The organism is Acinetobacter sp. TY1 (assembly GCF_048551395.1).
In the GTDB taxonomy this organism is placed as follows: domain Bacteria; phylum Pseudomonadota; class Gammaproteobacteria; order Pseudomonadales; family Moraxellaceae; genus Acinetobacter.
On record NZ_JBLYZK010000039.1, the window covers coordinates 1 to 19,746 of the forward strand.

At 36.3% G+C, this 19,746-nt stretch carries 19 protein-coding genes and 6 pseudogenes; 8 read left to right on the forward strand and 17 right to left on the reverse strand.

The window, feature by feature from the left end; translation table 11 throughout:
- Positions 1-341 precede the first annotated feature (341 nt).
- The 10 genes and pseudogenes from ACK2M2_RS15120 to ACK2M2_RS15165 form a co-directional block, all read right to left on the reverse strand.
- Positions 342-659 carry a hypothetical protein gene (locus ACK2M2_RS15120; RefSeq protein WP_163121999.1) on the reverse strand — a complete coding sequence of 106 codons (318 nt, stop codon included), beginning with the start codon at positions 657-659 and terminating at the stop codon, positions 342-344.
- Between the two features lie 252 nt (positions 660-911).
- Positions 912-1,916: a cytochrome d ubiquinol oxidase subunit II gene (cydB, locus tag ACK2M2_RS15125; protein WP_163121996.1), complete on the reverse strand. Its 1,005-nt coding sequence runs from the start codon at positions 1,914-1,916 to the stop codon at positions 912-914.
- Complete coding sequence (locus ACK2M2_RS15130; protein WP_163121994.1) at positions 1,913-3,358, reverse strand: cytochrome ubiquinol oxidase subunit I; 1,446 nt, start codon at positions 3,356-3,358, stop codon at positions 1,913-1,915. The genes cydB and ACK2M2_RS15130 overlap by 4 nt, the downstream gene beginning before the upstream one ends.
- A gap of 273 nt (positions 3,359-3,631) precedes the next feature.
- A complete protein-coding gene (locus ACK2M2_RS15135; protein ID WP_081401333.1) occupies positions 3,632-4,042 on the reverse strand; it encodes a DUF2946 family protein in 411 nt (136 codons plus the stop codon).
- A gap of 254 nt (positions 4,043-4,296) precedes the next feature.
- Positions 4,297-5,154 (reverse strand): annotated as a pseudogene (locus ACK2M2_RS15140) (MBL fold metallo-hydrolase); the annotation flags it as partial.
- Positions 5,155-5,956 (reverse strand): IS5 family transposase gene (locus ACK2M2_RS15145; protein ID WP_152875888.1). Its coding sequence is split into 2 segments (ribosomal slippage): positions 5,155-5,691 and positions 5,693-5,956, totalling 801 coding nucleotides; the frame shifts between segments, so codons are not numbered across the junction.
- Between the two features lie 86 nt (positions 5,957-6,042).
- A complete protein-coding gene (locus ACK2M2_RS15150; RefSeq protein WP_005404967.1) occupies positions 6,043-6,825 on the reverse strand; it encodes a sulfite exporter TauE/SafE family protein in 783 nt (260 codons plus the stop codon).
- Between the two features lie 69 nt (positions 6,826-6,894).
- Positions 6,895-7,767 (reverse strand): MBL fold metallo-hydrolase, encoded by an 873-nt coding sequence (locus ACK2M2_RS15155; RefSeq protein WP_086200034.1) that lies wholly within the window; start codon positions 7,765-7,767, stop codon positions 6,895-6,897.
- A 2-nt stretch (positions 7,768-7,769) separates the two neighbouring features.
- Positions 7,770-8,186 (reverse strand): YeeE/YedE family protein, encoded by a 417-nt coding sequence (locus ACK2M2_RS15160; protein WP_086200033.1) that lies wholly within the window; start codon positions 8,184-8,186, stop codon positions 7,770-7,772.
- A gap of 1 nt (position 8,187) precedes the next feature.
- Complete coding sequence (locus tag ACK2M2_RS15165; RefSeq protein WP_163121988.1) at positions 8,188-8,604, reverse strand: YeeE/YedE family protein; 417 nt, start codon at positions 8,602-8,604, stop codon at positions 8,188-8,190.
- Positions 8,605-8,723: 119 nt separating this feature from the next.
- Here ACK2M2_RS15165 and ACK2M2_RS15170 point away from each other — a divergent pair, with 119 nt between their 5' ends.
- Positions 8,724-9,035, forward strand: coding sequence for an ArsR/SmtB family transcription factor (locus ACK2M2_RS15170; protein WP_005404971.1), 312 nt, complete (start codon positions 8,724-8,726; stop codon positions 9,033-9,035).
- A gap of 70 nt (positions 9,036-9,105) precedes the next feature.
- On the opposite strand, the pseudogene ACK2M2_RS15175 reads toward ACK2M2_RS15170, so the two are convergent.
- The 5 genes and pseudogenes from ACK2M2_RS15175 to ACK2M2_RS15195 all read right to left on the reverse strand — a co-directional run.
- A pseudogene (locus ACK2M2_RS15175) lies at positions 9,106-9,253 on the reverse strand (IS5/IS1182 family transposase); the annotation flags it as partial.
- A 375-nt stretch (positions 9,254-9,628) separates the two neighbouring features.
- Positions 9,629-9,991: a DsrE family protein gene (locus ACK2M2_RS15180; RefSeq protein ID WP_228720296.1), complete on the reverse strand. Its 363-nt coding sequence runs from the start codon at positions 9,989-9,991 to the stop codon at positions 9,629-9,631.
- A gap of 182 nt (positions 9,992-10,173) precedes the next feature.
- Entirely contained in the window at positions 10,174-10,767 is a 594-nt protein-coding gene (locus ACK2M2_RS15185; RefSeq protein ID WP_194240564.1) for a recombinase family protein, read from the reverse strand.
- Between the two features lie 376 nt (positions 10,768-11,143).
- Positions 11,144-11,236 (reverse strand): annotated as a pseudogene (locus ACK2M2_RS15190) (IS6 family transposase); the annotation flags it as partial.
- Between the two features lie 183 nt (positions 11,237-11,419).
- A complete protein-coding gene (locus ACK2M2_RS15195) occupies positions 11,420-11,608 on the reverse strand; it encodes a hypothetical protein (protein WP_409512837.1) in 189 nt (62 codons plus the stop codon).
- Positions 11,609-12,087: 479 nt separating this feature from the next.
- Here ACK2M2_RS15195 and ACK2M2_RS15200 point away from each other — a divergent pair, with 479 nt between their 5' ends.
- From ACK2M2_RS15200 to ACK2M2_RS15210, 3 genes are all read left to right on the forward strand, one after another.
- Complete coding sequence (locus tag ACK2M2_RS15200; RefSeq protein ID WP_019383597.1) at positions 12,088-12,228, forward strand: hypothetical protein; 141 nt, start codon at positions 12,088-12,090, stop codon at positions 12,226-12,228.
- Between the two features lie 186 nt (positions 12,229-12,414).
- Positions 12,415-13,032 carry an AAA family ATPase gene (locus ACK2M2_RS15205; RefSeq protein ID WP_004758942.1) on the forward strand — a complete coding sequence of 206 codons (618 nt, stop codon included), beginning with the start codon at positions 12,415-12,417 and terminating at the stop codon, positions 13,030-13,032.
- Positions 13,032-14,030 carry a ParB/RepB/Spo0J family partition protein gene (locus ACK2M2_RS15210; RefSeq protein ID WP_019383598.1) on the forward strand — a complete coding sequence of 333 codons (999 nt, stop codon included), beginning with the start codon at positions 13,032-13,034 and terminating at the stop codon, positions 14,028-14,030. Before ACK2M2_RS15205 ends, ACK2M2_RS15210 begins: the two co-directional genes overlap by 1 nt.
- A gap of 123 nt (positions 14,031-14,153) precedes the next feature.
- Here ACK2M2_RS15210 and ACK2M2_RS15215 read toward each other — a convergent pair whose 3' ends face one another.
- Both ACK2M2_RS15215 and ACK2M2_RS15220 read right to left on the reverse strand, forming a co-directional pair.
- Positions 14,154-15,464, reverse strand: coding sequence for a replication initiation protein (locus ACK2M2_RS15215; protein ID WP_068912254.1), 1,311 nt, complete (start codon positions 15,462-15,464; stop codon positions 14,154-14,156).
- A 681-nt stretch (positions 15,465-16,145) separates the two neighbouring features.
- Positions 16,146-16,547 (reverse strand): annotated as a pseudogene (locus tag ACK2M2_RS15220) (IS30 family transposase); the annotation flags it as partial.
- 475 nt (positions 16,548-17,022) lie between these two features.
- Between ACK2M2_RS15220 and ACK2M2_RS15225 the strand changes: the two are divergent.
- From ACK2M2_RS15225 to ACK2M2_RS15240, 4 genes and pseudogenes are all read left to right on the forward strand, one after another.
- The gene (locus ACK2M2_RS15225; RefSeq protein ID WP_068912250.1) at positions 17,023-18,255 is read left to right on the forward strand and encodes an ATP-binding protein; all 1,233 of its coding nucleotides are present in this window, start codon (positions 17,023-17,025) and stop codon (positions 18,253-18,255) included.
- Between the two features lie 119 nt (positions 18,256-18,374).
- Positions 18,375-18,647: pseudogene (locus tag ACK2M2_RS15230) on the forward strand (HNH endonuclease); the annotation flags it as partial.
- Positions 18,648-18,800: 153 nt separating this feature from the next.
- Positions 18,801-19,478 carry a hypothetical protein gene (locus tag ACK2M2_RS15235; RefSeq protein WP_419349700.1) on the forward strand — a complete coding sequence of 226 codons (678 nt, stop codon included), beginning with the start codon at positions 18,801-18,803 and terminating at the stop codon, positions 19,476-19,478.
- Positions 19,475-19,672 (forward strand): annotated as a pseudogene (locus ACK2M2_RS15240) (hypothetical protein); the annotation flags it as partial. The gene ACK2M2_RS15235 and the pseudogene ACK2M2_RS15240, both read left to right, overlap by 4 nt.
- Positions 19,673-19,746 lie beyond the last annotated feature (74 nt).

Here is a 19,746-nt window from a genome sequence, read left to right on the forward strand (position 1 = left end):
TAAGGCATAGCGTTTAGTCATAAAAGTATAATGGGGACAAGGTGGTTTTCCTCAAGGTAATTGATGACACGCCCTAGTTAATTTTGCTTAAAAAACAAAATTTTTCATAGCCCACCAAAGTATTATAATTGATCAATCCTGATGCTGATTTTTTTGTATAGATTCTTTTAGCCTGTTATGCTTTTATTTTTGAACAGATTAAATTATACACAAATTGATTTCAATGAATCACTTTTTTGATGCTTCGTTAGTATGTGCTAAGAGCGTATATTAGTATATTAAATTGAAAATAATACCACAGCACCAGTCAGAAAAACCTGACTAGTGTATCGCTGAGGAGATTAGTATTCATAGTTATTACTAATGGACCATTCCTGTAACTTTCCAAACACGATCTGGTCATTAAAAAGCAAATCATTGTTTGCTAGCGTCCTACTCTCATCTGTTGGACAGAAACCATCATCACAGTCTGAATCGACGACCCAACAACCGCGGACAAACAGGATTTCATTTCCTTCTTGCTCCAGCTGTTTTTCCACCCGTTGAATTGCTTCATCAATGTTTTTTGCGCCTAAATAAGCTGTCACATACGCATAGGATTCTGATGGATCCGATGCTTTTTTAAATTCAATGCCTACACAAAAAAGATATTTTTTCATCATTTACTCCTAATTTATTTTTAGTCCAAACTTCTCATCACACTTATTCAGATCCAGCAACTTTTTAGTCTAAAAAACTGAACCTCTATAGAAAATAGGTCAGTAAGGAAAACCTCACTGACCCATATTTAAAATTTAATACGCCAATTTTAACAGAAATCTAAATAATCCAGCGACCAATGCCAAACTTAAAAAACCAGCTAGCCATAAGCCAATAAACCATTTTAATTCAGAAATTTTCATTCAGCCTCCTTAATGATAACCTTCATCACCCACACGGACTTTATCCCTGAAAACCCAATAGGATAATCCGGTATAAATAAGAATGATCGGAATTAAAATCAATGCTCCAATGAGGGCGAACAATTGACTACTGGCAGGTGCTGCAGCCTCCCAAATGGTGACTGATGGTGGAATGACATAAGGCCATAAACTAATCAGAAAACCGCTATAAGCGAGAATTACCAAAGCCAAAGTATAAATGAATGGCAGGAACTCTTTGCGCTGCTTACAGGCTTTGATTGCCAGGAAAGTAAACAGCAGAACCAGTACGGGTACCGGGCTAAAATAAAAGAGTTGCGGTTGACTGAACCAGCGTTCTGCAATTTGAGGATGAGCCAAAGGCGTATAGATGCTGACACAAACAAAAATTATCAGTAATGAAATCAGCAGTTTTGGCATCAATTGAAACATGCGGTTCTGCAGCATTTTTTCAGTTTTAAAGATCAACCAGCCACATCCTAGCGTTGCATACAGTACGACTACACTTAAACCGGTAAACAGGGAAAAAGGTGTTAACCAATCCAGACCGCCGCCAGTATATATCCCATTGGTGGTTTCAATACCCTGAATATAGGCACCCAAAATTACGCCTTGTAAAAATGAACTCAGAATGGAACCCCAAATAAAAGCTTGATCCCAGAGATGTTTAGTTTTATTGGCCTTAAACCGGAATTCGAAGGCAACTCCCCTGAAGATTAGCGCAATCACCATCAGAATAATCGGCATATACAGAGCCGATAACACAGTGGAATACACCAAAGGAAACGCAGCAAATAATCCTGCTCCACCCAGTACCATCCAGGTTTCATTACCATCCCAGACTGGCGCGACGGTATTCATCATAACATCACGTTCCTGCCGATCGGAAATAAAGGGAAATAGAATACCGATACCGAGATCAAAACCATCTAGCACGATATAGATCAGTACACCTAATCCAATAATTAGAATCCAAATCAATGATAAATCGATCATTTTTGATTCTCCTGAGATTGCGTAGAACTTACTTGATCCAGATCGCTCTCATCATCAATCGTACTTAATGGACGTTTTGATGCCTGTATAACTGCCTGCTCACTATGTGGTGCCGAATGTATAAATTCTGGACCTTTGCGCATCAATTTCAACATGTAGAAAATGCCGACTCCAAACACAATAAAGTAGACCATCACAAAAATAATAAGGGTTAAACCTACCTGTTCCGCTGAAACTGGAGAAAGTGTATCTTTGGTACGCAATACACCATAAACAACCCATGGTTGACGACCGACTTCAGTGGTAAACCAACCTGCAAGTAAAGCGATAAATCCTGAAGGTCCCATGTATAGCGCAAATCTATGCAACCATACCGAGTCATAGAACTTGTCAGTTTTTCTTAGCCATGCACCTAGCACCGCCATTAAAATCATCAGTACACCAAGTCCGACCATAATTCGGAAACTCCAGAACACGACCAGCGAGTTTGGACGGTCTTCAGGTGCAAATTCCTTTAAGCCTTTGACTTCACCATCTAAGGTATGTGTCATGATCAGGCTACCTAGATTCGGAATTCCGATCGCATACTTGGTTTCTTCAGCTTCCATATCTGGAATACCAAATAAATACAGTGGCATGCCATGATCTTTATTGGTTTCCCAGTGTCCTTCCATAGCTGCCAGTTTGGCCGGTTGGTGTTCTAGGGTATTCAAGCCATGTAGATCTCCGACAAACATTTGCAATGGTGCCAATGCGAGAATCATCCACATTGCCATTGAAAATGATTTTTTCACTAAGGCATCACGACGGCCTTTTAATAAATGGAAAGCAGCTGTTGCTGCAACTAACAAGGCTGAAACAAGGAAAGCGGCCATCGCCATATGTGCTAATCGGTATGGGAAGGATGGATTAAATACAATCGCAAACCAATCTTGCGGGACGATAATCCCATTTTCTATAATGAAGCCTTGAGGTGTTTGCATCCAGCTGTTCGAAGATAGAATCCAGAACATGGAGATACAGGTACCCACTGCAACCATTAGTGTTGCAAAAAAATGAGTTTTTGGACCTACTCTACCCCAGCCAAAAAGCATAATCCCAAGAAAACCTGCTTCAAGGAAAAAAGCACTTAAGACCTCATAAGCTAATAATGGTCCTGTCACACTGCCGGAAATTCGTGAAAACTCACTCCAGTTGGTACCAAACTGATAGCTCATCACCACGCCAGAGACCACGCCCATACCAAAGGACAGGGCAAAGACTTTGATCCAGAACTTAAATAAGTCTCGGTATACTGGATCGTTAGTTTTAAGCCAACGCCATTCCAGAACAGCCAGAAAACTGGCCAAACCAATAGAAATGGCAGGAAAAATGATATGAAACGATACGGTAAATGCAAACTGGATACGCGCCAGTTCTAGCGCGGTTAACCCTAAGTCCATGTTGTCACCTTATCCTTCTATTAATGGGTGAAAAGATTTCAGCAAAACACTCTGAAATATCGTTTTATGTATATTTAAATTTAAGTGTGTCCACATATTTACAGTATTGTAAATACGTAAGCCTTCACGTTTGCATGCCCACATTACTTTTTTAAGGCTGAGATAACTCATAATGCTGCTAACAGGCAACAAAGTATTAATTTTCATGATTAAAACTCTTTAAGATGTTGTGTGGTACAAACAGATCAACTGTTTGATGTGACAAATCGTGTCTTAAAGAGCCAAAGGAGGCGCTCTGCCCTGCGGCAGCAAATACAGCTTCTGTAAGCTGAAATAGACATGCCGGAAAACAGTCTGATAGAAATTTAATCTGACTTGAATCCGGTCCAGAACTTCATCAATCCCCAACTTAAATGGCAGCACCAAATCACCATAGACCTTACAATATTGGCATTGATGGTTATGTTCATTGTGATCGTGGGAATGTTGAAGCATCAAATCCTGTAGCAGCTCATGATGAACCGAGTGAATATGATGATGATCAGCAGGCGAAAGAAGATTGTGGGTGATCGACATACAGACCGGAGCAATATGAAATTTTTCCGGCAGCAGAGGCTGTAAATATACTGCAATTTGCAAAAGTATGGCTGCAAATGCAATAAAGATTCCACTTCGCTTCAGCAAGTTTTCTCTCGACTGGCATCGAATAAGAGGGATACGCTGGATAAAAAGATGAAATTTAAAGATAAATTCCTACTTATTTACTCAGCTTTTCATTCTATAAATATATAATATATATTCGTTTTTGAAAAGCAAAAAAAAAAATAAATAAAAAGTTGATTAAATTAAACACTTAAGATAATAAAATAACTTTCTCTTACAGTTGATGCAGGAGAAAGTTATTTATTGTACAAAGAGTGTTCAGAAGAAGACTTTGCTTACTTGAAATAATTGAGAGGCAATTTTAAGTAAGATACGCCATTTTGTTCTGGTTGGGGAAAGCGTCCCGCATTCATATTAATCTGAATGGATGGCAGAATCAGCTCAGGCATTCTCAAGGTTGCATCACGTTTTTGGCGCATTGCAACAAACTCCGCTTTTTCTGTGCCAATATGAATATGAATATTAAACTGTTTCTGAGTTTTGATATCCGTTTCACAGATGTAGTCATGACGTGATTCCGGTAAATAGTCATGACATAGGAAAACACGAGTGTCTTCAGGCAACTGATAGAGGGTCTGTACAGAGTCAAATAAAGTCGCAGCACTGCCCTTAGGAAAATCACATCGTGCCGTTCCATAATCAGGCATAAACAAGGTATCACCCACAAAAACAGCATCCCCAATCACATAACTCAAGCATGCAGGTGTATGGCCAGGAGTAGGAATATTATAGGCTTTCAGGTTGCCAATATGAAATTCTTCGTGATCCTGAAATACATGATCAAATGTCTGGTAAGCATTGAATTGTTTGATATCAATGTTATAGATTGAGCTAAAGGTGTCCTGTACCAGTGAAATTCGTTCGCTCATCGCTGTTTTTCCACCGAGTTGCTGTTTTAAATACTGTGCTGCTGTTAAATGATCTGCATGTACATGCGTTTCCAAAATCCACTCAACCTGTAAGCCCTGCTCTTTGACATACGCGATGATTTGATCGGCATGCGTGGTAGATGTCACTGCTGAAGCAGAGTCATAATCGAGAACACTGTCGATAATCGCACATTGTTTTGTGGCTGGATCTGAAACTACATAACTGAATGTATTTGTTTTAGGATCAAAAAAATCTTTTAGAACCTATCCAGAATATTTTCTATGCAAAAGTAGCCTTAAAAAGGCTAAATTAATGAACTGAAGGCTCGTATTTAGGTGCTTTTCACAGTTTTTCCAGAGCCTTCTACATTTTTCTAACCAAGCAAATGATCTTTCCACAACCCAGCGTTGTGGAATGACTGCAAATTTATGTAATTCACTTCGTTTAGCAACATCAACTCGGGCTCTGATTAAATTATTAACAGCCAAAGAAAAGGGTTCGCCTGTATAACCGCCATCAACAAGTACAACCTCTACATTTTGTAAGGTATCTCTATGTAAATTTATGGCATCTAACGCACCTTGACGATCTGTTTTATCTGCTGTCGTAACCAATATTCCATGCGGGAGACCTTGAGTATCAACAATAATATGTCTTTTAATGCCTGAAACTTTTTTACCAGCGTCATAGCCTTTATCACGTGCAGTATCTGTGTTTTTTACACTTTGTGAATCAATGATGATAAAGCTCGTTTGTTCTTTCCGTCCATTGCTGATACGGGCCTCGCCAACCACATTTTTTTAAAGCTTGCTCAAGTATGCTAGGTTCAGTTTCTGAAGACTTTTTATTCCAAATCGAGAAGTAATAATGCACAGTGCTTTTAGGTGGGAAGTCTCGAGGAAGCATACTCCATTGGCATCCACTTTTTAGAATATAGAGCAATGCGCAAAACACTTCATAGACATCAACGACTCTTGGACGTGTTTGTTTTCTTCCGCTCAATAGTAACGGTTCAATTTCTTTAAAAGCTTCTCGACTAATGTCGCTGGGATATGGTTTTCTCATGGGGGAAATTTAACAAATTATTTTTTCAATTGCTAAAAAAGAATGAAATTAATACTGGATAGGCTCTAAGGACTCAATCGGCTGTTTTAGCCCATGAGCGCTGAATAGATTAAATACATGGCTACCCCAACCACGGTTGTGGCAAATATTTTCTGTACCTTGTTACTGTCAATCCGATGCATCAGACTGCGTCCAATTAACATCCCGACAATACAGGCCAGGACAAAGGTCAATGTGACCGAAACAGGATATTGAAAGCCATCCAGTACGTGTGCAGAAATACTGACCCCACCAATCAGGAAAATAATCATGAGGGAGGTCGCCACTATGCTGCGCATATCGAGATCGGTGAATTTACGCAGGGCTGGAACAATGACAAAACCACCCCCAACGCCAAGCAGACCCGTTAATAAACCTGCCACTACACCAATACCAGCAAGGAAGGAGGCAGTTTTTACATTCCAGATCAGACGGCCGGTTGTTTGATTGACTTTACATGGTGGATTCTCATAGTCATTCACTTTGTTAAAGAATATCCGGTAAGCCACGATCAGCATAACCAGACTAAAAGCCAAGGTTAGCCAGACCGGAGAAACAATATCAGCCAGCTGCACCCCGTAACGTGCTGAAGGAATACTGATAAGAGCGATCCAGAGTGCGGCGCGATATCGCACTATGCGCTTGAATAAACCCTCGAACGTTCCGACCAAGGCTGACAGCGTGACTGCAAGCAATCCCACAGGCGCAGCCTGAGCCACCGTCCAACCCTGACTTGCCATCAGTGCCGGTACAGCCAGGATGCCGCCACCAGCACCGGTTAAACCCAACAGCCCTCCGATGACCAGCCCTTCAAGTATTAATGCCCACATCGCCCCTCTCCCTTATACATAAAAGTGATTAAATAAAAGTTAAACTTTTTGTTTAATCACCACCTAAGCTTATTTGAAGTAGTTAAGAGGTAGCTTGAGGTAAGAAACCCCGTTCTCTTCTGGCTCAGGAAACTGTCCTGCTTTCATATTGATCTGAATCGAGGGCAGAATCAGCTTCGGCATACTGAGTCCTAAGTCCCGCTGATTTCGCATCTGAGCAAATTCAGTTTTACTGACTCCCTCGTGAATATGAATATTCTGTGTTTTCTGAGTCTGGATATCAGTTTCACATACATATGACTCACGTGTTTCAGGTAAATAGTCATGACATAAAAAGACTCGGGTATCTTCCGGTAACTGATACAGACTTTGTACTGAATCAAAAAGTACTTCTGCACTGCCACGCGGAAAATCACAGCGTGCTGTCCCATAATCTGGCATAAACAGCGTATCACCAACAAAGACTGCATCTTCAACCACATAGCTCAGGCAAGCCGGCGTATGCCCCGGTGTTGGGATGTTATAAACATCCAGCTCACCGATTTTGAAATGTTCACCATCTTCAAATAAATGATCGAATGGCTGATTGGCATTCACCTGCTTGATATCCAAGTGATAAATTGCAGCAAAGGTTTCCTGTACCACAGCGATTTTCTGGCTGATTGCAATTTTTCCACCCAGTTTCTGTTTCAGATATTGGGCTGCAGTCAGATGATCTGCATGAACATGGGTTTCCAGAATCCATTCGACAGTTAAACCTTGCTCTTTGATATAGGCAATGATACGGTCTGCCTGTGTGGTTGAAGTGCTTGCAGATGCCGCATCATAATCCAGCACACTGTCAATAATTGCACAGCGCTTTGTGACTGGATCGGATACCACGTAACTGAATGTATTGGTTGCCTCGTCAAAAAAATTCTGTACCAGTGGGTGTTTTGCCATGGTTATTCTCCAGCCCATTTACGGTGCAACAATACGCCAATAAACATCGCGATAATAAAATAGAAGACTTGGTAATGCCCTAGGCCAATCAATGTGAAACTTGGTGCGGGACATACCCCAGCAATCCCCCAACCGATACCAAATAAGAGGCTGCCAATGATTAAGCGTGGGTCAAGTTTTTGACTGGTTGGCAATACAATAGGTTCGTTAAATACGGTTTTCGGTGCTTCAGAACGCATGGCCTTTTGAAATGGAATGAATGCCACAGCAATTGCACCCATCATGACAAAAGCCAGACTGGCATCCCAATCACCAAACAGATCCAGGAAATCCAGCACTTTTTCAGGATTCGACATACCTGAAACCATCAGTCCAACAGAAAAAAGAGCACCAAAAATAAAAGCTAGAATATTTTTCATTTTAAAATGCTCCGGTTACGTGACGAACAAGATAAACAGTAACAAAACCTGCAAACATGAAGGTGATAGTTGCGAAAATAGAGCGTTTTGATAAGCGGCTCATTCCGCAGATCCCATGACCACTGGTACAACCCGAACCTAAGCGAGTACCAAAACCAACCAGCAAACCTGCAATAATCATCATGAGTGGGCTTGCATTCAGTTCAATTTCAGGCTGTATAAACAGACCATAAATAAATGGCGTGATCATTAGACCCAATAAAAACCAGATCGCAGGGGTTTTAAAGATGGTCTGAGGATTCAGCACTTGTCCGATCAAACCACTGATGCCTGCAATGCGACCATGCACATAAAGATAACCTACGACCGAAATGCCGAGCATCAAGCCGCCTAGAAAAGCAATCAGAAAGTCATGCATAGCGAGTTTACTTCTTTACAATATATTTTTTTATAATATATAATACTAAATATTAATCAAGTCCCTTGTGATATTATTCTGTAACTAATTTTCAATATATCGGATTGAAGGATATTGTAATGAATACTGTAGTTAGTCAGGCTAAAATTGATTTTTCAGAAGCAGACCGAGTGACTGGCTGTTTAAAAGTCTTGTCCAATCCTGACCGTCTAAAAATTCTCTGTGTTTTAGTGGATGGTGAACTCAATGTGCAACAAATTGAGGATGGCACTGATATTCATCAACCCACCCTATCGCAACAACTGGCTGTACTGCGTAAAAGCAATATGGTGAGTACCCGTCGTGAAGGTAAACAGATTTTCTATCAGGTTGCTGATCCTAAAGTTCTTACGCTTATGCAAACCTTGCATCAATTATACTGTGCTGCTTAAGCCTCTTTTTCACTCTAGCTGGCTTTGTTGCACAAAGGTTTAAAAGATAGATACCCTAAAAGATCCAAATTTAAGATACAACTTGGGTATGAGGGCGACCTAGTTCAATGAATTTATTCAAGACAAGAAGCATGAATCTCATTCACCTGACGATGAAAGTACCTTGCCGTTAATTTATCTTCTAATAATTTGATGCAATACATCTTGGTTTCGACCAATTTATCAAAAGTCATATTGTTTTTTTCAGCATACTTTTTGAAACACCACCGAAAATTCTACTATTCCGAATAGCAGCAAAGCACCGGAATTGATGTAAGCCAAAGCTTACAAAACAGCCTAAATTTTATCCATAATAAATGTGGATGGGATTCATCTGCTGTATCTCGAAATAAATAAGATATTTAGCTTATCATGTCAGCCTATTTGCAACAGTGCCCTTTAAGATCAGGATCAACTAATCCCCAAGAAGAAAAGGATTCTTCAGATAGAAACAGCCCTGAAATTTTTATGGTTGTAATTGAAAAAACTGTACAAATAATGTCACTTAGATTGAGTGCTTTTTATGAGGCATTCATCCCTAAAATTGGATTAAATCACCAAGATAAGGTTTTTGTGCCAGGTTTAAAGATTGCCTCTCCCATAGCATCAGGATTCGCATATTTTAAGCCTTTGATGAGATCACCATCTTTAACACCATATTGATCCATACACATTTTACAGATAAAGACTTGCCCACCATTCGCCATAATATTTTTCAGCATGGTCTGATGCTCTGCATATCTATGTTCGAATCGGCTAGAAGCAAGCATAACCCCTTGATCGACTAAATATACCGTTAAGGGATGACCCTTTTGGAATTGATTATTGCTCATACCGATAGCCATCTTTGTCCGATGCGCATCATTACTGGTGAGCAATACAAATAACGGATCTTTTGTCATTTCTGCTACTGCCATCGATAAACTCGAAAAACACAACAACAGAGACAAACATAGGTTTCGAATAAATTTCATAGTATCCATATTTTCTCTAAGACTTAAATAATGCATGAATTATCACACATATATTTATGGTGACAAGACAGTTACGTGGAGATCATTTTATCATCAAAATTCAACTTTAATCAGGTTTCTAAATGTTAGTCATCTCGATTTATAGTGAGTGACTCATCAATCTGTTTTAAATATCGATAAACAGCCTGTCGACTGATACCAAATGCTTTAGCAAGATCAACTTTGGATGAATACTTTCCTTCTTTCCAGGCTTGTTGTAAAGACGCAGCCTGCTCAGGATTAAGTTTATGAACACGACCTTTATATTTCCCTTGAGCAGAGGCTAGTTTTATTCCTTCCTTTTGCCGTTCCAGAATGATTTCACGTTCAAATTGTGCAAAGGCCCCCATCAGTTGCAGCATTAAATTATCCATCGGGGTAGATTGAGCAGTGAAAGTAATATTTTCTTTTACAAACTGGATGGAAATCCCTCGTTTGACCAGTTTATCTACTTCAGTGACCAAATCTTTTAAGCTTCGCGCAAAACGATCCATGGAATGTACTATCACCCTGTCCCCTTCCCGGACATAGTTCAACATTTCTTGAAATTTCGGTCGGTCGGTATTTTTACCCGAAGCACGGTCAACAAAAATCCGGTCGACTTCAATCCCCTCAAGTTGACGCCCAGTATTTTGCTCGACCGAACTCACTCGCACATAACCTACTTTTTGGCCTTTCACTCTTTCTCGCCCCAATTGGATAAAAATGAACAATTTTGTAAATTATAAATCTTTAATATCAAAGTTACATGTTACTTATGATTAAAAATCATTTAAATGGTACATGGTTTTACGAACTTTTAAATTGTTACTTTAGGGTATGCTCTATAGTTACAAAAAAATCATTATTCATTTAAGGGCTAAAAATATAGGCTATTTTTTTAGAAAATATTTTTTAATCTTATGCAATATAATTTTCATTGAAAAAACTTATCCTAAAACTATTTTTGATTAGTATTAAGGATAGAGAGTATTTAACCTAGGGCGTGTCATCAATTAATTTGAGGAAAACCGTCTTGTCCCCATTATACTTTTATGACTAAACGCCATGCATTAAGAGATGATCATAGCTAATGCCATATTTACAATACCAGCGCACAGCCCAAAGAATGATTTCGCCCTGAAAATGCCGACCATGGAAAGGATTCACATGCTGCACCTTTAGCTAAAACAGTCTTCAGCTTACCATTCGTGGTTATTTGCAACAGTGCCAATAAGAGTTCAAATATTCTATTTAATTGTCATTAAACCGGATTCTGGCAGGGTGATATATGGAAAATTTGGACGAATTAAAAAGCCTGCATTTGCGGGCTTTTTAATGTCTGGTTTGGAGTTAGTTATTTTTCTTTTCTAATTTTTGGGCAACGGCTAATTCACATTCTACTGGATGGAAGCTGACCAGATCTGCCGATGTACTTAACTTGCCATTTTCACGGTCGAAAATAAAAGAGACAGAACATTTTTGATTTGCCTGATCGGTGATTTGAACACCGTAATACCAGGTTTCCGCATCGCTAATCACTACGACGTTTTTAGTCTCACCTAAATTTTCTTTTAATACCGCCTGAGTTGGGGTGCTAATTGCACTAGCAATAAAATCTAATGAAACAGGTTTGTGCTCAGTGATTTTAGAGGTGATTTCTGGACTAAACAGTTAATCATTACTGATTAACTGTTCATGATTATGTGCGTTTGCCAGTGATGCTGCGGATAGTGCTAATGTCAGCGTGATTAACTTGATTTTCATATTGTATCCCCATGATTCGAATATTTTAAAGTTTGAGTTTCTTTCAAATTTCTAAAATCATATACGATCTTAAAAATAATAAAGGGTTTGGAGATAAAATCTCATTTTTTTGTTTCACTCTGATGGGCATGCTGTTCCACAGTGGGAAAATATGCAATCCGTCTTTAGTCGATTTAGGCGTTGAGTTTTAGGCGGAATTCTTTCAGCCCAATAAAAAATTCGATCCTGCATCAATAATGTGAAAGAGCAATTCCATGGATAACAACCTATTTGATCATCTTATCCTTTCAATAAAAGAAGCAGGTGCCATCAAAAATGATGAGATTCATGCACGTCTGGCAGTTCTCAATAAATTTACAGAATTAGGTCGACCTCATACCCAAGTTGTCACTTAAATTTGAGTGATTTGGGGAAGCTTTACTTTTAAATTCTTTATGCAACAAAGCCTATTGAATCCGAAAAAGATAATAACTAGGCTTATAGATAATTTGATTTTTTAAATTTCCACAGTGGAAATTTAAAAATATTTTTTTTATTTTTTTATTATGCTAATATAAATTTAATTTTTATATATATTACCCATGACAATATACGTAATCGCAAATCAAAAAGGTGGTGTTGGAAAGACAACGCTATCAACCAACTTAGCTGTTGCTCTGAGTAAAAAAGGCAAGACGACTCTTGTAGATGGAGATGATCAACAATCCTCTATAAAATGGAGTAAACGTAGACTACAAGATTCTATTACAACCATTGCTCTTAAAGATAATTTAAAAGAAGAATTACAACAATTAAAACAAAATAATAAATATATTGTATTGGATGTTGCAGGGCGTGATTCAGCTGAATTTCGTTCAGCATTATTAACAGCAGATGTTCTTATTATTCCAACACAACCTAGTCAAACAGATATTGAAGTACTACCTTTTGTTCTAAGATTAGTAAATACAGCAAAACAAGTGAATAAAAATTTAAAAACATTTGTGGTGTTAAATAAAGCCCCAACTAATAATAAATCTACAGAAATTGATGCTGCTTTAGAGCTATTACAGCAAGTCAAGTCTGTTAAAACACTAAATACAATTTTGCGTGATCGCAAACAATTTCGCGATGCGATGATCGAAGGAAAATCAGTATTAGAAATGGGTAGCAGCAAAGCAAAAGATGAATTAAATGAATTTTTGGTGGAGATCCTGTAATGGCAAAAAAACCATTAATTGTCGATTTTAATGATTCTCTTGAAATGGAGCAGGCATTTATTAATGCAGCAGGAACAGGAAAAGTATCATTAATATCATCAATTGAAAATAATATTGTTGATGTACCTATAGAACTTATTGACTTCTCAGAGCATCAACCTCGTATTATTACAGATAAAGTTTTACAGGAAGTTGAAATTCTTGCCACGAGTATTGCAACGAATGGACAAATTTACCCTATTGTTGTTATAAAAAAAGAGGAAAGATATGAGCTCGTCGGTGGAGAAAAAAGGTTTAGAGCTGTTAGAGATATATTAAAGCATAAGACGATTCGTGCAATTATTCGAGATGATAAATCCAAGGAAAAAACAGCTTTAATTTCATTGATTGATAACTTACATCGATCGGATCTTAGTGATTTTGAATTAGTCAACGCCATACAAAAACATTGTAATGAGTTTGGATACTCTATACAAAATGTAGAATTTATCACTCAAAAATATCAACTAGATCAATCTAAATACTTTAGATTAATGAGCTTTTATAAACTTCCAGATTATATAAAAGAAGATCTAAAAATAAATCCAAAAGCTATTTCAGGTGCAACTGCACAACAATTGTTAACCGAATTAAATAAACTCGTTTTAAAATTTAATCATCAATTGGTTGAATCTGCCACATTTAATATATGGAAAAAATATCTAAATGAATTTACAGAAACTAATCGTCCATCAAAAAAATTCATTTACGAAATAGAAAAAGCATTAACTGTACAAGAGATAGCTAAAAAGCAAGAACAAAATATCACAAATACGTCTAAAATTAATAAAATGGTACTAAAAGATAAAAATGGTCTTAAATTTGGCTCAATTAAGATTGAAAAAAATCTCAATGGGAAGACAGTCGTAAATATTCGTACTAGTTTAAATGCTGAATTTAATCAAGAAAAAATTGAAAAACTAGAAGCTTTTCTTGCTGATTTAGACGATAAGGTATAAAAAATTATAAATTTCCACAGTGGAAATTTATAATTGAGTATCCAATATGTTATAGATTGATATTGGATACTACCATTTACCATATATATAAGATTAAAAAATGATACATAAGAAAGGTTATCATCAGAAAGGTAGTTGATCTTCTGCAGGATCTAAAATTTCATCCATATCAGAATCTGCAATATTTTTATCTTCATGCTCTGCCATATTATCTTCAGACGCATCTTTTTTAAAGATATTCATATTGCGTTTTGCTTGTATCCAAAAATAGTAATCCAGATCAATAAGTTTATGATCATTCAATATATCTAACTTATTTGTTAATAAGCTACGCATCGTTTTTTTAGCTGTAATCGTATCCAAATCACCTAAAAAACAACCATAATCGTTTAAGAAAACATCACAATTCACTAAAACTGTGATTTGCTTAGAGCTCAACTTAGTGACTGGTTTAATATATTTAACGCGTTCTTTATCTTTAAAGTGTGATCCATCATCACTATATGGAATTGCATTTTTAAGATGTTTTTCTTTTAATCGATCAATAATACGTTGAAAAATTAGATTTCTATGCTCTTCCTTCATTTTGTAAGTAAAACGTATACCTACAACAAATTTTCCATTTTTAATCGTTTCATAATCAATTTCAAGATTACTTAACTTATTAATTTGTGTTTTAGCAACATTCAAAACACGGCTTTTTAAGTTATCGATTAGTTTATATTTATCTTCAATATCTAAAGCAAAACGCAATCTTTCCAAACTTATATCATGAATTTGCTGAATACCTAATGACTCAGCTTTCCATAATTCAGAATTGAGAATCCTATAAATCCGCATGGCATAATTAGAACGCATCCGCATAACATAGCGAATTTGGTGTGTACTAAATGAATGCGTCATACCTGTCGGATTAATTAAGTTATAGAAGTAATTATAAAATTCTCTAGCAAAACGAATCTGCATGCATTTAGTTTCTTTACTATAATGACAATAAATAATCATTGGTACCTTAATTGGTGTAGGATCATCTTTTTTCTTGATCAACATTACCTTAGGCTTATAACTATCATAAACACGCTGCAAGGCCTTTTCACCATACCGATGAATTTCATATAGCTCACTTGCTGTGACAACATCTTTATCTAAATCTTTTTCTGAAATCAATTCACCAAAATTAGCTGCACTAATCGTAATTAACTCATCTGGATCAAAGCGCATATTTTTATTTAGTTCATTTTTGCGCACAGCAACCATAGCACAGTACACTAGCTTTTCTTCATTAGCTTCATAACTGTAATTTGCAGTGGTCATATCATTACGTGTAGCCACTAAATCAGTGTATTGAACACGACGAGAAGAAGGCTTTATTAATTCTGTACTTTTCAAACCAAACTCCGTGGTTACAATTTTATAACCATACATTAATAACATTTTGTATTGAAATCAACAATGAAAGCAAACAGATCAATAAAAATATATCTTTTAGCTTACGGACAAAACGTATGGTTATTCACAGATATTTAATAAAATTATCAACAACGGACAAAACGTATGGTCATTTCATATAATCTAATAAATAATGAGAACAGGACAAAACGTATGGTTATATCAAAAATAAAATTCAAATAAGCTCAAAAGCATTGCTATTAAATGCTTTTAATGTCATTACAATAAAAAAAATAAGTAAAATAATCCAATATATCAATAGAAAGAAAAACCAATCTTCAATAAAAAAGCATGTACATCGGACAAAACGTATTGATAGTGCTTAAAACATCATCATTTATTTGGAATAGAAAAAATTCATGGTTATAGTTTTTATTGTGCTAACTGCAATGAATATTTGTATATTCACTTTAAGAGAATTTTTACTATTGATAATTTTGTGGATAAATTGAGACAAAACGTATGGTTATCGGACAAAACGTATGGTTGAACGGACAAAACGTATGGTTGAACGGACAAAACGTATGGTTGAACGGACAAAACGTATGGTTATTAATGAATAACCACTTGAATTTAAATATAAAAATATCCTCATAAACTTTATTAAACATATATAAACATATATAAATACTTATAAACCTTTAATTTAATTTTTTTAATAAAATTTTAAATAAGACGAATTGAAGCAACAAGTGCAACACTATAAAAACCAGCAATCACTTCACTGAGTGTATACCAACATAGTATCTTTCTAGGACGATTATTTAGACCAAACTCTATCTATTCTATTCGCTCTTTTGATACATCATCAAACGATAAGGATTTTGGTAAATATTCATTCGTATTTTCATTTTTAGCGCGTTGATTAGACTTTTATGGATCCGCAAAGTAAGTGTCTATGCATGCATCTGTTATCCTACTATGCTCTGAAAACTCCTTACCATTATCAAAAGTCACACTATAAGCATGACTGCTACGCAAACATTCTAAAGGACACGAGATCGTTTTAGTTGAGGTTCTCGTTTGCCACAAATGAACCATATGTACATATAGACTCTTACGTTTCACATTCGAGTAGTTCTAAATTATTTTGGCTGTGATTCATGCAGGAATGAAGAGCGTTCGACAGCCGTGGGAATTGATCGGCATAGCGTTGGTAAATACTGATTTCGTGATTGAGTTGAACAATACTGTTTTCTACACGTTCCAGTTCGATTTGCAGCTGGTCTTTCGTTTCACAAGATTCTTGCTGTGTTGGAAGATGGATGGTGCTGGACTGTGTGATTGGCTGATAGTTTTAGATGTGACCATCTCTGATTTTTTAAAAAACAGCTTAGTATCTACAGAGACGTAATATTCTATATCGTGTTTGAAAAAAATATTCCAGTGAAAATCTATTGTCTATAGCACCTCTAACACCTGCGATAATAGGAATTTAAATATTTCAATTAGAATTTAAACTTTTCTTAAAAAAAAAGAATATTTCTTATGTGATCTAAATTTTGATAGAATATATAAAAAGTTTAGAGTCTAAGTGTAAACAATGATAAAGAATAATATTCGACGTGAGAGCTACCTGAAATTTCTGAATACATGGAAAAACCGTGATCTCATTAAAGTACTATCGGGTGTACGTCGTTCTGGAAAATCTACTTTACTAGTGATGTTCCAACAAGATCTAAAAGAGCAAGGTGTACAAGATGAAAATATCATTGCTATTAATTTCGAATATATGGAATTTGAAGAACTCACCTATTATCGTAAATTACACGATTATGTACTTTCGAAAGTCGATAAAAACAAAAAAAACTATGTTTTTTTAGATGAAATACAGCATGTTCAAAATTTTGAAAAAGTAGTCGACTCTTTATATATTCGTGACTATATCGATCTATATATTACAGGTTCAAATGCATTCTTTTTGAGTGGGGAATTAGCGACGTTACTTACAGGGCGTTATATCGAGCAGCATGTTTTACCTCTGTCATTCCAAGAGTTTAAACAATGGCATACTGAAAATAATCCAACCATCCAACAATTATCCAATCGTGATTTGTATGCGATGTACACTCGCAGTAGTTTCCCTTATACACTTGCAATGACTAATCAGCAGGAAACCTATGATTACTTACAAGCAGTCTATGCGAGTGTCATGTTTAAGGATGTTATTCCTCGCTTGAATACTGCAGATATTAACGCTTTGGAGCGTGTTGCAAAGTATTTGGCAAGTGTTACGGGCTCACCTATTTCTATTAATAAAATTAAAAATACCTTTGTTTCAAGTGGAGTTAAGATCTCATTTGAAACAGTAAAACGATATATTCAGGGTTTACAGGATAGTTTACTATTTTATAGTGCAGCACAATTTAAAGTACGTGGGCGAGAGCTATTACAAACCTCTGAAAAATACTATCTAGTTGATGTTGGCTTGCGCCGAATTATGTTGCCTGATGCAAATGCTGATCAAGGCCATATTTTAGAAAATGTGATTTATCTTGAGCTCGTCAGACGAGGCTATACTGTTTATGTTGGGCGACTTGATGAATATGAAATTGATTTTGTTGCTGTTGATACGTTACAGAATTTAACTTATTACCAAGTCGCGTTAGAAACACTGAATGAAGAAACATTAGCCCGAGAGTTACGCCCATTGCAGAAAGTTTCTGACTCGTATCCCAAGTATTTATTGACCTTAGATACTATAGGTACTGAAGCCAATTATAATGGTATTGTAAAAATGAATGCTCTCGATTGGTTACTGTCTGAAAATAAGTGAACTGGAACCTAGTGATTAACAGCTAAATTATTGATCAAAGCATAGATATTTTTAGGATTAATCAAGAGTCAAAACAATTTACAGGCTCTACATTTGCACAGCTAAAGCTATTTCCTACTATCTTGTCGATGTCTAAAGCCTTTAAGTACATTAACTTTAACGAGTTTTATGTCGGAAGCTTTCTGAGGAAATATGATCCTGCTGTGGTCAACCATATTGTTGAATACGTCGATTCGATCAGTCCTGCATCTCGATCAAAACCCAAAGCCTTTTCAACCTTGACCAAGAGTTTGATCAAGCACAATTTTCTGGTGGGTAATCATAATTTCTGCCCGCTTTGCGATGGATTGATTTATCTGGATTCAACAGAGTCGGATCATCTCATTGCCAAAACTAATTGATATAAAAATAAAGTTAGTAAATAAATTATATAAATCAAATATTTTCTTATTAAATCTTAAATTTGTTTGATTTAATTCTATTTATTTTGGGACTATGTTAGTCTATTATTTTAACGCTAAAAATAACTCAACTGTGCAGAAAAAATGATGACACCATTGCACCATTGCATAATTGATGCATTAACAATATCTGAAGGCAGGTTTAAAAAACCATGCCCTGTTTTAGTTTTGAAAATGATGTTACTTAATGGGGAAAAGAGTAGGTTTTCAGAAGAAATTAAAAATCAAGCACTACTACTGCTCGCGACATATCGTAAGTTACTGCGTGCTGTCGCTAGGGATTTATGTGATGTAAAAACTCTAAAGGACAGTGTGAAAAGAAGACACTGGGGTAAAGTGGATAAAGTGCAGGATAAGATGGTTGTTGCAAAAGAACTTCGACTAAAGCATTTAGATCTAGAAGAAATGCCTTTATTTTTTCATACACAGCATTTTTTAAAAAAACTACCGATTTCCTTTGTTCAAAAATTGGTAGATTGGGCACCACCGGTGGTTAGTGGTACTTTTTTAATCGAAAATATTTTAGCAGGTTATATCGCCCAGAAGCTTTTGCCATTAGAAAAAATTAAAGTAAAAGAGCTTTGCAAGTCTGTGCAACCATATTTTCATTTAGCTGACTTTTTTGTATTTTTACCTCGACTGGAGGGGCTGTATCAAAAACATCAGCAGCAAATTGTTTGTGTGGCACCAACGGCAGAAATTGCTTTAGCTTTAACAGACTTTAAGAAAGCATGGATCTATCGTATTAGGAGCAGTTTATGAATATTTATTTTAAGCAGCTCATAGAATGGATGAAGCAGCATGAAAATATAGAAGAACAAGAACTTATCCAAGCATTATTTTTGTTGCGTGCACATTATAGCTTAGCTGGTATTGTTGTCATTTGTCAGCGAATTTTCACATTGATTGGTGATCATGAATTACCAATATTTCGTAATGAGCTTAATACTTTAAAGAGGCTTTGTTGCACAAACCTATCTGTAAAGGCTTTTTCAGCGATATAATTTTCAAATGAAGAAGCCTACACACA